Raw genomic sequence first — 14,014 nt, forward strand, 5'->3', positions numbered from 1 at the left:
TAACTTGCAGGAGGGCAATCTGGGGCGATGACAAATAGAAAGATTTTTATCATTATTAGTTTAACGTTAATCGTCTTAGCTAATTTTCGCTTAGGCTGGATTATCTATCATAAGCCCTTAGACCAACCGCAAGCAGCAAATGGTGTGATTGATCTAAGCAATTGGAAATTTGATGATAAAATGACGATTACACTTGATGGCGAGTGGTTTTTTTATCCAAATGAGTTTTTAGATCCCACAGTGTCTCCTCATCATACTAATAGAAAATTAACGGCTGTTCCTGGAGACTGGACGACCGCTTTTAAAAAACAAGATGAGAATGCATCCTATGGATTTGGCACTTATTACTTAAAAATTTTGCTTCCAGAGGATAAAGATCACTTATATGGAATTCGGTTTAAGCATGTTTCCACCGCAGCAGAAGTGTATGTAAATGGAGAACGTATCAAAGCATTTAATCGTCCTTCCAAATCAAAAGATCTTGATGTTACAAAGCGTGGTCCCTTTTCGCAAAATTTTCATACCCATGAAAACGAAGCAATCGTTATGGTGCATGTGTCCAATTTTGAAGACCCTATCTTTGGCGGAGGGATTACGAAATCAGTAAAATTCGGAAGAGAGACTGCGATTAGTAAAGAGGCTAGCTCCTCGAGAACAATGCAACTCATCGTAAGCATTATTTATTTATTACACAGCATGTACGCATTTATATTATTTTTTTTAGGAAAAGGTAGGTATCAAAGGGAAGTTGTTTTTTACGGTGCTATGCTCCTTTTATCGTCTATTGGTATATTAATTGATGATGACATTGTAGTACAGTTGCCATTTCCCATCGGGGTTTCTAACAAAATACTTCTATTCATCTTTAATAGCACTTTACTATCGATGATTATTTTTACAAGGCATTTATTTGACCTAAAACGTACACGTTTATTTAAAGGATTGATCTTTGTTTATTCTATAATAACAATTGGGGAAATTTTGCTTCCAATTGAACAAATCGAATATCTCGGAAGTGGCGTATTCATCTACTATACACTTTCACTATTTTACTTATTTACGAATACTATAAAGGTTGTAAAGGATGGACATCCTGACTCGTTGTACATCCTGCTTTTCTTAACGAGCTATACATCAAATATTTTATGGGGAACAGCAATCAAAATGGGGATAGTTGATATCCCTTACTATCCATTTGAATTTATATTTTCTGTTGTTGTGATTGCTTTTCTATTATTTAAACGTCATATACGAATCGTTCAATTAACGGAGAAACAAAGCACCCAACTACAAATAGCCGATAAAAAGAAGGATGAGTTTTTAGCGAATACGTCCCATGAGCTTCGAAATCCGCTTCATGGCGTCATTAACATCGCTCAAACAGTACTTGATGATAAAACAGAATCACTTTCTGAGCTTAATCGAGAAAATTTACAGCTGCTTATAAAAATCGGACAACGAATGTCATTTACCTTGAACGATCTCTTGGACATAACAAGACTTCAAGACCAATCGATACAACTTAACCGAAAAAATATTGATGTAGAACCGGTTGCCGCTGGTGTGCTTGACATGATTTATTTTACAACAGAGCAGAAGGATATTGATATTTCACTCGAGATTCCAAATCATTTTCCTTATGTAAATGCAGATAAGAATCGATTGATTCAAATCTTATTTAACTTAATTCATAACGCAGTAAAATATACAGAGAAGGGCTCCATTACAATTGGTGCGACGCATGAAAATGGGATAGCTACCATATTTATTGCCGATACCGGAATTGGAATGAATCAGGAGCTTCAGCAGCAAGTATTTCAGCCTTATGTTCAAGCAGACAGCAGTCTAACATCGGTTGGTGGCGGAATTGGATTAGGGCTTACAATATGTAAGCAGTTAATAGAATTACACGGAGGAACAATTTATGTGGAGTCAATCCTTGGTGAAGGGTCGACATTTTATTTCACGCTTCCGATTGCTGCTGATGCTAAACAGAAGGAAGAGCATATAGCGGAAGAAGTCGCTTCTACCTATGAAGCTGCACCGATTCAAGCAAACTCTCGGTCAACAGTGGAAGAAGCGGAAAACCTTCGAAAAGAGGATGCGCCTAGAATTCTAGTAGTTGATGATGATCCGGTTAATTTACGAATTATAAAAAACATCCTTGTTAGCGAATATGAAGTCATCACTGCAATGAGTGGCAAACAAGCACTGGAACTGCTTGAAATGAATACATGGGATCTCGTTATTACCGATGTCATGATGCCACAAATGTCTGGCTATGAATTAACAGAGCATATCCGCAAGCAATATTCGTTATCGGAATTACCAATACTGATTTTAACCGCACGCAATCAATTTGAGGATATCTATTCAGGATTTGTCGCTGGTGCAAATGATTATATCGCCAAAACGATGAATACATTCCAATTGAAGCCACGTGTACGGGCATTAACTAACTTAAAACAAGCTATTAACGAACAGCTTCGAACAGAAGCCGCTTGGCTACAAGCTCAAATCCAGCCACACTTTTTATATAATACGCTCAATACTATTGCATCATTGGGAGAAATGAATACAACTCGTATGGTAGAGCTGTTACATGAGTTTGGAAATTATTTACGAAGAAGCTTTGATGTTCAAAATAGAAAATCCCTTATTCCACTTGGAAATGAGCTTGACTTAATCAAATCCTACTTATTTATTGAAAAGGAAAGATTTGGAGAGAGATTAGAGGTTAAATGGGTAGTACCAGAGAACATTGACGTTCAAATACCTCCTTTATCACTTCAACCCGTCGTAGAAAATGCCGTACGTCATGGTGTGTTACAACGTATGGATGGAGGAACCATTTGGATTAAAATTTTTGAAGAAAATAGCTTCTACCAAATACATGTTATTGATAATGGGGTAGGGATGAGTAAAGAGAAAATAAACCATATTCTTTATGGGAATCTCCACAATGTAAAAGGTGTAGGTTTAGCAAATACAAACAGAAGGTTAAAACAGTTGTTTGGTAAAGGATTAGAAATTCAAAGCAAACTGGATGAAGGAACTACCGTTATATTGTATATTCCAAAAAAATAATAACGAAGGGCTGAAACAAAACCTATTGTTTTGTTTCAGCCTTTTCAATCGTTTAACATGCTATGTTACGCCTTATTTATAGCAATGCATGGTGGTTTTTCTCCCAACTTTCATACCACACGTTTATCTTTTCATTCGGTAAAACACCAAATTCTTCATCTAAAAATTGCTTTAGCTTTTCATATTGCTGCCGTACATGGATATGATCGTTAATTGTTGCGTAAATCTTCATTAAGGAAAAATGCGCATCTTCTGTTTCCGGATATGCCGTGCAAACCTTTTTATACCATAAAATAGCAGCAGCCCAGCTCTTATTTTTATGATAATACGCTGCGATCTTAAAGCACGTCTCAATCCATAATCGCTCAAACCGATACCGCTCATTTTCTAACCATAAATAATCGTAAGCCTGTAGATAAGGACCTGTATAGTTTTTCATTACATCTAAATACACTTGAATAGATTCTGCTTGAAGGGGTGGTGCAGTTTGAAGACCCTTTTCCCATTCATCTATATCAATTTGAACATTCATCAGTTTTAATCTATACCCTTCAGACATATTGGTAACTTGAATATGTCCTTTATATTTCTTTAATTCTTTACGAACATGGTAAATCGTTGTATATAACTGTGAATATGCTTTATCCGCTTCGAGCTCTGGCCACAGAAGCTCCACTAATGCTCCTTTACTAATAAGCTGTCCACGGTGATGAAGTAAAAATAAAAATAATTCATTTGCTTTTTTTGTCCGCCAAGAGAAGGCAACCTGCCCTTCATCTTTTTCAATAGTAAGCTGGTTACAAACATAAATACGAACGCTCTTTTCTTCTTTAGGTTGTGGCGAGTCCTTTTGCACTTGTAAGTGATTGGCAACACGTAATAATGTTTTCCTGACGCGTTCCTTTGTGAGCGGCTTAACAATATAGTCGAGTGCATTTAATTCAAACGCATCGACCGCATATTGGTCATAAGCTGTAACAAAAACAACGATAAGTTCTGGTTTTTTTTCTAATAATTGTTCTGCCAGCTCTAACCCATTTATCTCTGGTAAATTAATGTCTAAAAAAGCAACATCAACATCTTGACTAATAATTGCTTCTTTCCCTACGATTGGATTTATGTATTTCCCGATTACCCTTACATTGCCTAATTCATGAAGTTGATGTTCTAGATAGTCTAAGGCAAGCTGCTCATCATCGATCAAAATCGCACGCATGAAGATCGCCCCCTTTTATTGATCTGGAAATAGATTATAAAAATACTTCTACTAAGTTTATTATAACAACTTTATGAGTAGTCTAGCTATTTTTCAGTATTACTTATCACCTATAACAGGTCTAATGTCCCGCGCAAAATTAAATTATTCTCCATAGAAGCTCAAGTATTACCATGGGCAGAGCTCCACAAGCTCAACCATAAAACTTAGTCCTTTGTATTGCAAACACATCTTACGTGCATATTACTAAATGCATTACTCAGAGTTGTTCGCATTCTTCTAAACGGTGATAATAATGAAACCATCTGCATCTACGAATAAGAAATTAGGACTTGTTGCACTCGTTGCATTAGGAATCGGATCTATGATTGGTGCAGGCGTTTTTAACAGCCCAACTGATCTCATCTTAAAAGCCAATCCACAAGTAATTGTCATTGCTTGGGGTATTGGTGGTATTGGCGTCGTTTCATTGGCATTTATCTTTCAGCTGCTCACACATCAGCGTCCAAAGCTAACCGGTGGCATCGCTTCCTACGCAAAGTCTGGCTTTGGAGATTTTATCGGTTTTTTAGCCGCTTTTGGTTACTGGGTTAGCGGACTGCTTGGTAATGTTGCTTTCTTTACCTTAATGATGAAGACATTAAACAGTCTCTTACCAGCCAGCTATCGTCTGCAACCTATCCTCCTCTTTATGCTCGCATCGGTAATCCTTTGGTTCATCGTATGGCTGCAAACAAAAGGCGCAAAAAATGTTGGATTCATTAATATAATCGTCACCATTGCCAAGCTTATCCCATTAGTACTCGTGATGGTCATTGGCGCGTTTGTGTGGCATCCTGAAACTTTCAATGTCGCAAATTGGACTACTGTGTTAGCTAGCTCAACACAGCCGACCGCTTCCACTAGCTTCCTCACGCAAATAAATGGGGCAATGGGAGTTATTTTATGGTGCTTTATCGGGGTAGAAGCCTCTACTGTATTAGCAGAAAAAGCGAAATCCCAAAACATTGTTGGAAAAGCAACGATTATTGCCATCTTCGTCACACTTGCTGTTTATGTCGGTATATCGGTTATTTCGATGGGAGTAATCCCAGCAAAATCACTAGCAGCTGCAGAAACACCACTGGCCGACGTGCTTGCGGCTACAGCTATCGGCACTTTCGGATCAGCCATTGTAAAAATCGGCATTCTCATCTCCCTTCTCGGAGCCTTGATTAGCTGGATGATGCTTTCCGTTCAATTAGCATACATCGCTGCGAAAGAAGGATTGCTACCACACATATTCACAAAAACAAGCAAACAAGATGTCCCAATCGCTGCACTACTCATTACGAATGGAATAACACAGGTCTTCTTTTTCGTGCTTCTTTCGGAAGGTCTACAAAGCATGTATAATTTCGTCCTCTTATTAGCAACAACGTGTATATTGATTCCTTATTTTCTTTCTTCCATGTTTGCATTTAAGGTCGTCAAAGCCGATTCATTAGGAGGAAAGCATCTCCTTGCTACCGTTCTTGCTATTCTTTATACAGTCTACTGCTTTATTTCTGTCGGCATTGTATCCATCGCAGCATCCTGTCTTCTTTATGGCATCGGCATGCTCGTATTTTACAAAACAAAAAAGGACCAAAAGCAAGCAGTAACAAAGAAAGAATGGCTCGCAATAGGGTCTATTTTTCTTCTCGGTGCCGTCATGGCTGTGCTTCTAGCAACAGGGATTATTACGATAAAAGCATAAGTCACTTTTCATTTTCACCTTGCAGGCAGGCTAATATATCCGCTCCTGTTAAAGGCGTACACGAGAGTTCTTCGCCAATCGCTTTCTCCATTTGAAATAATGCATTGGAAATCCTTTCTTTCTTTTTGTGTTCTATTGTGAGGTGTGTCATTAGGTAAATGTAGGAGTATATTCGACGATACTTTAAGAAAAACGGGAGCCTCAGCACTTCCCTTTCATCGATGCTTGTTTCTTTTTTATAGCCTTGTAGAAAGTGGATAAGAAACCCTTGGGAAAAAGTATCTCGTTGTCGTTCGTTTTGGGATGGTACAGTTTGCAGGGCATGATAGAAAGAAATAGCAATATCATAAATAAACCAATGCTGAACAATATCGCCAAAATCAAACAAAGCAATACCGCTTTGCTTCCTCAAAAAATTTTCATGATGCAAATCGTGGTGAATAATACCGTAGTTTTTTTGACTAGCTTTAAAGCTTGCCATTTCAACCTTGACTTACTTCCATTGAAGCAGGATGGATTTATCAATATTTTCAGGGGTTTGTAAAAGCAATCTTTCCTCATACCAATGGGGAATCTCGGCATGGAATGTTGATAAGGGAACATTTTTAGCTGCTTCATGCATCTTCCCCATCGCTTGTCCCCATTGTTCGAAAAGGTTTTCGTTCCATATCCCAGGATTTTGACAATCAATCTGAACTCCATTTACTTTTTCATAGGCAACAACAACATACCTTTTTCCCTCGGTTGATTTAATTTTTTCGATAAGGTTTCCCTTTTTTGAAGCAATTGGAGTGGCTATATCAAGATGGACGCGATGCAAATAATTCACCCACTCCACCTCAGCTTTTAATGCTTCTGTCTGAAATGACGTAGCTTCGTAAAATTTCAAGATGATTGGCTTTGGTTTTTCCCTAAAGGTACATTCATAGACGTTATTATTAAATCCACCTACCAAAGTTGGAGCGTAAAGAGGAATCCCATACTTCTCCGCACTTTGAATTAATACCGATTGCTCCAATCCGCTCTCCCCCCCTATTTAACTGTTGATTTTCATTCTACCAAAGATGGTAGATAAATGTTGAGCGCATTCTTGATCGTTTGCGGGGGTATTCTCGCTCGATTTCGGGGTGTTCTCGCTCGATTTTGGCGACTTCTTGATCGTTTTAGGCGCTTTCTCGATCGTTTCGAGCGGGTTCTTGATCGTTTTCGGCGCTTTCTTGATCATTTCATCTAATTCTTGATTATTTTTCGCTTCTCATTCAAAGCTTCTTTAAGTAATCGAGCCTAATCAAAGTTTAACAAAATTAGGAGCCTGAATATTTCTACCAAAATTTCTTTTTATCATAAATTTACACAGAAAAAAGTGCAGCTTATAAGATAAGCTGCACTACTTTACATGTTGTCCATCTTATTTGATATGTGATAAAGCTCCATTTTCATTAAGAAATTTTCTTACAAGCTTTAAATATTTGTCATTCTCCTCCACGTGCGGAGAATGTCCACTATTTTCAAATTTTATATAAGTGTTGTTCTTTATACCTGCTGCCAATTCATCAGAGCATTCAACAGGTGTTACCCAATCATGAATCCCTACCGTTATTAAAACAGGCGCCTCAATTTCTTTTAATCGATCCGTGATATCATAATGCTGTTTGTTTACCCGAAACGCATAATTATGTGTTTCATATCTAAAGAAGATGTTATTTAATTTTTCTTCAGCAGCTTTCTCATCAAATTCAACTGTATATAAAGGCAATATAGCCTTTATCATCTCTTTAAATTCTTCATTCGAGCGAACCTGTCCATTAAATAGACGATCAAGCATTTCCTTATTTATTCCTGGCAAATTACTTTTTAAGGCTTTTTCCTCGGAAATATAATTATATTTACTGCTTGCTGCAGTATCTCTTAAAATTACCGATTTAACCTTTGAGGGATATCGCAACACATATTCCAATGTTAAGTATCCGCCATAACTTCCTCCAAGAATATGAATTTTTTCGACTCCTAAATGACTTCTTAAAGCATCAATATCATCAACCCATTGTTCATGTGTATATGGGGGCACTGTTTCCGAACGACCAGAGCCACGATTATCTAGAAATACGAGCTGATAGATATCCCCTAATTTTTGAAATGCATGAACATCTCCCCGACAATCACTCATGCCTGGACCACCATGAATAAAGAAAATCGTTTCTCCTTCTTTATTTCCATGAATTTCATAATATATTTTACAGCCGTTTAACTTCACATACATTTTAAATTATCTCCTTTGATTGATTTTCACGGGCTAGTTAATATCAACTACTAGATTTCCAGTAAGGTTCCCCATCAAAAACTTTTGCAGTAAATCACTGTACACATCTGGAACCTCTCTTACTAAGGAATGTCCATAGTTTTCAAACTCCACATAAGTTGAGTGATGGATTAGATTTGCGATACTCCTCGCATACTTAGATGGTACTATCCAATCCTTTTTCCCAGCTACAACAAGTGTTGGGACTCTAATTTCATTTAATTTATCCTTTAAATCAAATGTTTCTAGATTTTTATGAAAAGCATCGTTATGTGTTTGATAATGAAAGTAAATTTGATTCAATTTTTCTTGCTGGGCTTCAATATCGTTTTTCATTGTATACAAAGGTAATATAGCTCCATACAATGTTCTAAAATCATGATTTGATTGAACTTTACCTGCAAATAAACGTTTTAGATCTTCTTTACATATAGTTGATTTCTCACTTTTCAACGCATTATCGATTGCTTCAAAATGATGCTGATTATCCGGTGCCGTTACATTTAATATGATCGCCTTTGTGCGCTCAGGGTATTTTAAAACATATTCCTGAACAATAAATCCACCATAGGAGCTGCCATGTAAGATGATGGAGTCGATACTAAGTCTATCCCGCAAACCATCTATATCCTTTACCCATTGCTCATGCGTATATGGTGGTACATCTGCTGACCTACCTGATCCACGCATATCTAAAAACACAAGCTGATACATTGACTCCAAATGCTTAAAAGTAGTTACATCCCCGCGACAATCACCTAGTCCAGGACCACCATGAATAAAAAAAATAGTATCCTTTTCATCAGATTGTCCATGTACTTCATAATAAAGTTTGCATCCATTAATTTCTATAAACATCGTTCCACTCCAATTATTTTCGAGAATTTTTAGGATCAAGTAAATCTCTTAATCCGTCTCCAAAAAAGTTATACGCTAAAACTACCAACGTAATTGCTACACCAGGAAGAACACCTAACACAGGGGCAGTCCAAATATACTGCTGGGCATTCTGAAGCATATTCCCCCAGGTAGCAGTTGGTGGTTGTATCCCTAAACCTAAATAGCTAATTGCACTTTCCGTTAAAATTGCCCATGCAATTCCAAGCGTACTCGCAACAATAATAGAAGGAATTACCTGTGGGATGACGTGCTTCATTAAAGTGCGGATAGGACTAGATCCCATCACATTTGAAGCCTCAACAAATTCACTTTCCTTCCATTTTAACGTTTCTCCATACACTACTCTTGCAATCTCCATCCAAGAGGTAAAAGCAATAACCATAATAATCATAAACGGGCTTTTTCCAAGTACAGTTAATGCTACCAATGCAAGGAAAAAGTTAGGTATCGACATCATAGCCTCTGTAAAACGCATAAGTATCGTATCAATCCAACCTCCAAAGTATCCAGCAACCGCTCCAATTAAACCACCTATTAAAACGGTAAATAACATAGAACCAAAACCTACTAGAAGTGTAATTTGTCCGCCATATAGCATTCTACTTAAAACGTCCCTACCTAAATTATCCGTACCAAGAGGATGTTCTAATGACCAGCCAGCTAATGCATTAATAGGATCCACCGCCTCTGGATTAACTGTCCATACAAGTGGTCCAAGAAAAACAGCAAGGTGAATAATTAAGAGAAATAGAAACGCTGTGAACGCAACATAATTTTTTGACAGCTGATGAAAAAAGCTTTTTAATCCTACGGTTGAGGTCCTAACGTCTCTTATTTCTGTCATCTCACTCATGTATACACCCCCTAAACCAATTAACCCATATTTTTAACACGTGGGTCTACTTTTGAATAAATAATATCCACAATAAAATTACAGACTACAACTAACACAGTAACTATCACAGTTACTCCCATTACCAAATTATAATCTCTGGATTGTGCTGCCTCTACAATAAGTCGTCCCATCCCAGGCCAGCCAAAAACAGATTCAACAATGACCGCACCACTTAATAACCTCGGTATAAGAACCCCAATAATTGATATCACAGGAATAAGTGCATTCCTTAAGGCATGAGAATAAATAACCGTTCGTTCTTTAATTCCTTTTGCACGAGATGTCCGAATATAGTTTTGAGTAATCACTTCTAACATCGATGATCGTGTAAAGCGAACGATTGTTGGCAATGTAGCTGTTGATAAAATAACTACTGGCATAATTGATGCTTTAAATTGATCAAGCAGACTTCCTTCACCAACTCCAGATGATGGTAACCACTTTAATTGCACAGAAAACAACAAAATCATCATGATCGCCAACCAAAAAGAGGGAACCGACAATCCAATAACACTGCCAAAATTTATCGTATGGTCCTTCCAAGTATTACGGTTTGTTGCCGAAATGATTCCGAATAAAACTCCAAAAATAATAGACAAGACAATCGTCCACATCGTTAATTGCAAAGTAAAAGGAAATCTTTCTAATATTCTATCTGTCACTTCTTGTCCGCTTGATAAAGAAAGGCCTAGATCACCTTGCATAGCGTCTATGAGCCACTTTCCATATCGGATTGGAATCGGATCATCGAGACCTAGCTGCTCTGAAATTGCTGCCCTTTCTTCCTCAGTTGCATCCATTCGCATCATGGAAGATGGACCACCAGGTGCCAAATTCATGAGAAAAAAGGTAATCATCGTCACAATCAATATTAATACAATACTTTGTCCTAATCTTTTTATCGCAAACTGTAGCATGGATTATTGCTCCTCCTTTCACAACAACTAAAAAGAAAGGAGGGACATACCTTCTGTAAAGATTTATCCCTCCAGAATTTTTCTAGTTTTGTATCCACCACTCATTAATGTAGTGAAGCGAACCACCAAAATGAATATCGGGAACATCTTGTAATCTTTTATTTCGAATGCTTAATTCCTGTGGGTACCATAAATAAAGGTAAGGCAAATTTTCAGACATATATTCTTGTATCTCGTTGTATACGACTGCTCTTTCATCAGGGTCACTAACTGCCTGTCCTTTTTCGAGCAAAGCATCTAATGTATCACTCTTATAACCTGGAATATTATTACCTGATTGTGCGTTTGATGAATGATATTGTGCTAGAACGTCTGGATCCGATGGGTAAGACCACCAGTTAAGGATCATCTCAAAGTCACGATCAATAACATTCTTTTGAATCATCGCATTCCATTCTAGAGTATTTAGCTTTACATCAAAACCGGCTTCCTTTAAATACTGTTGCACTAATACAGCGATAGATTCTAGATCGCCTTGTAATGCAATATCAAAAGTAAAGGAAAATTTTTCTCCATTTTTATCTAGAATGCCATCACCGTCTGAGTCTTTCCATCCGGCTTCCTCAAGTAATGCTTTTGCCTTTTCAGGATTATATGCATACGATGTGACATCTTGCTTATAAAATTTCTCTTGATCAGGTGTAATTGCAGCATTTGCAATGTTTCCATATCCACCTAATACAGAATCAATTATTGCTTGACGATCAATAGCATGTAACATAGCCTGTCTAACCTTTACATCTTGAAACTTCGGATTTTCTAAATCGAGAGCGATCCAAAAATATCTCGTAATATCTGAGGATACAAGATTTATATTTTCGGCACTTTTCACTCTTTCTAGCGATGATTTATCTTCTAGCACAAATATATCTAACTCATTACTGAGTGCTTGTGCAATTTGGGTATTGACATCTGGTAATATTTTGAATGTCACTGCATCTAGATGTGCTTTACCATTATGAAAGTCATCAAATCGAGTAACTTTTACACTCTGACCTGAAATAGCTTTTTCAAACTTAAATGGTCCAGTTCCTATTGGTGCTTCTTTGTTAAACGAAGTAAGCTCCCATGGATTTTCAACGTCTTCAAACTTATGGGCTGGTAAAATTTCCGAATTAAACGCCAAGTAAGCTGGTAATGATGCAAATGGCCGATTCAAACGGAATTCAACTGTGTATGGATCAACTACTGCTACACTATCCAATGCTTTATAATTAGAGGCTCCATTCGATCCAAGTGAAGCATCCAATACTAGTTCATTAAAAGTAAAAGCAACATCTTTTGCTGTAAATTCCTCTCCATCATGCCATTTAACCCCTTGTTTCAACTTAAATGTCCATATCAGCCCATCCTCTGATGTAGACCATTCCTCTGCCAAACTAGGGGATGGTAAATTATCGAGCCCGGGTTTTGTCAGCCCTTGAAAAATAATTCGATTCACAATATTTGATTCTGCATAGGCATTCGGGTGCCAAGGATTAAAGATTGGGTCTCCAACAATTGGAATAAAAACCTCCCCACCATCCTTCGGCTCTCCTTTTGACGCTCCATTCGCTGCATTTTCTGTTCCTTTTTTATCTGGATTTCCACTCGCACATGCCGATAATATTGCCAGAAAGAATACTATTGCAATTAAGATATACTTTCTCATGACTATATCTCCAATCATTTTAGATTATTTTACCCACGTATCCTTCAATACGCGCATAATATTGCCTCCCATTACTTTTCGAATTGCTTCTCTACTATAACCGTGCTTTACCAACCAACGTACAACATTTAAATATGCCTCAGCCGGATTTTCTAATCCCTTTACATATTCTACTTCATCAAAGTCCACCCCTGCATGTGACGATCCGATAGATAGAGCAGAAGCAAAGGCATGATGCAAACCTACATGATCACCAAACAATGTATCTAGTCCAAATGCAACGTGATCAATCCCAACGAGATTCGCTACATATTCGAAATGTTCCATTACTGATTCAATAGAATGTTCACGATGCTTTTCAGTCAATGTGGTATGAGGTGCAGCTTCTATACCAATAACACCGCCTTTTTCAGCACATGCTATTAATACATCATCAGGCATTAAACGGTTAATGTTCCATAAAGCTCTGGCACCAACGTGGGTCATAAAAATCGGTTTCGTGCTAGCAGCAATAACATCTCTAGCTGTTTGATCGCCACAGTGAGAAACATCGATTGTCATCCCTAGCTTATTCATGCGCTCTACCACACGATGACCAAAGGTTGTAAGTCCACCATCATTTTTTTCCTTTAACCCCGATCCAAGTGAATTTGCTTCTGAGTAAGCAATTCCCATCACTCGAACACCTAGACCGTATAATACATCTACACGATCAATTTCATTTTCAATCTGTGTTGCAGATTCTAAAGAGGTTACAAAGGCAATTTTATTCTCCTTCTTTGCACGATAGATATCTTCCACTGTTTCCGCACGTATTACCATATCCTGATGCGCAAAATCACTATAACGAATACCTAAGTCATGGATAACATCTGTCCATTTCCAGCCTGCACTCGAAGTTATAAATGCTGTACCATCCATATAATTTTCAAATACAACATCTAATCCAGACATACTTAAACCTTCATAGCCTGTCCAATCTCTTCCTTGCCTTCTAAACTCCATTATTTCATCTAGGTTTTCAGGTGTTACAAATGTGTGTTCATGTAAAGAGATGATTAACTCATCGTTTATAATCTTTTGTACTTCGTCCTCCTCTGCATCACTAATTGGATAAACATATGGTTCGACACGATTTAATTCTTTTGCTAATTTATATTGTTTAAAATCTTTATTTTCCTCTAAATACTGAAATGATTTATACCCATTGTAGTTTTTTATATTTTCTTTATTTATTTTCACCATATCTAT

The 14,014-nt window shown here is 37.4% G+C and carries 11 protein-coding genes; 2 read left to right on the forward strand and 9 right to left on the reverse strand.

Annotated elements, in window-relative coordinates:
• Positions 1-27 precede the first annotated feature (27 nt).
• The gene (locus QBK89_RS13070) at positions 28-3,087 is read left to right on the forward strand and encodes a hybrid sensor histidine kinase/response regulator (RefSeq protein WP_284141506.1); all 3,060 of its coding nucleotides are present in this window, start codon (positions 28-30) and stop codon (positions 3,085-3,087) included.
• A gap of 76 nt (positions 3,088-3,163) precedes the next feature.
• On the opposite strand, the gene QBK89_RS13075 is transcribed toward QBK89_RS13070, so the two are convergent.
• Positions 3,164-4,303, reverse strand: a complete 1,140-nt coding sequence (locus QBK89_RS13075) for a response regulator (protein WP_284141507.1) — start codon at positions 4,301-4,303, stop codon at positions 3,164-3,166.
• A 295-nt stretch (positions 4,304-4,598) separates the two neighbouring features.
• On the opposite strand from QBK89_RS13075, the gene QBK89_RS13080 reads away from it, so the two are divergent.
• Positions 4,599-6,041, forward strand: coding sequence for an amino acid permease (locus QBK89_RS13080; protein ID WP_284141508.1), 1,443 nt, complete (start codon positions 4,599-4,601; stop codon positions 6,039-6,041).
• A gap of 1 nt (position 6,042) precedes the next feature.
• On the opposite strand, the gene QBK89_RS13085 is transcribed toward QBK89_RS13080, so the two are convergent.
• From QBK89_RS13085 to QBK89_RS13120, 8 genes are all read right to left on the reverse strand, one after another.
• Entirely contained in the window at positions 6,043-6,522 is a 480-nt protein-coding gene (locus tag QBK89_RS13085; RefSeq protein WP_284141509.1) for a phosphotransferase enzyme family protein, read from the reverse strand.
• A gap of 12 nt (positions 6,523-6,534) precedes the next feature.
• A complete protein-coding gene (locus QBK89_RS13090; protein ID WP_284141510.1) occupies positions 6,535-7,059 on the reverse strand; it encodes a phosphotransferase enzyme family protein in 525 nt (174 codons plus the stop codon).
• A 390-nt stretch (positions 7,060-7,449) separates the two neighbouring features.
• Positions 7,450-8,301: an alpha/beta fold hydrolase gene (locus tag QBK89_RS13095; protein WP_284141511.1), complete on the reverse strand. Its 852-nt coding sequence runs from the start codon at positions 8,299-8,301 to the stop codon at positions 7,450-7,452.
• A gap of 33 nt (positions 8,302-8,334) precedes the next feature.
• On the reverse strand, positions 8,335-9,198 hold the full coding sequence (locus tag QBK89_RS13100; RefSeq protein ID WP_284141512.1) for an alpha/beta fold hydrolase: 864 nt from the start codon (positions 9,196-9,198) through the stop codon (positions 8,335-8,337).
• Positions 9,199-9,211: 13 nt separating this feature from the next.
• Entirely contained in the window at positions 9,212-10,093 is an 882-nt protein-coding gene (locus QBK89_RS13105) for an ABC transporter permease (protein WP_284141513.1), read from the reverse strand.
• 20 nt (positions 10,094-10,113) lie between these two features.
• On the reverse strand, positions 10,114-11,052 hold the full coding sequence (locus QBK89_RS13110) for an ABC transporter permease (protein WP_284141514.1): 939 nt from the start codon (positions 11,050-11,052) through the stop codon (positions 10,114-10,116).
• Positions 11,053-11,134: 82 nt separating this feature from the next.
• Positions 11,135-12,763, reverse strand: coding sequence for an ABC transporter substrate-binding protein (locus tag QBK89_RS13115; protein ID WP_284141515.1), 1,629 nt, complete (start codon positions 12,761-12,763; stop codon positions 11,135-11,137).
• Between the two features lie 24 nt (positions 12,764-12,787).
• Positions 12,788-14,008, reverse strand: coding sequence for a dipeptidase (locus QBK89_RS13120; RefSeq protein ID WP_284141516.1), 1,221 nt, complete (start codon positions 14,006-14,008; stop codon positions 12,788-12,790).
• Between the last annotated feature and the right edge of the window lie 6 nt (positions 14,009-14,014).

This window comes from Virgibacillus sp. LDC-1, assembly GCF_030137545.1.
GTDB lineage: Bacteria > Bacillota > Bacilli > Bacillales > Amphibacillaceae > LDC-1.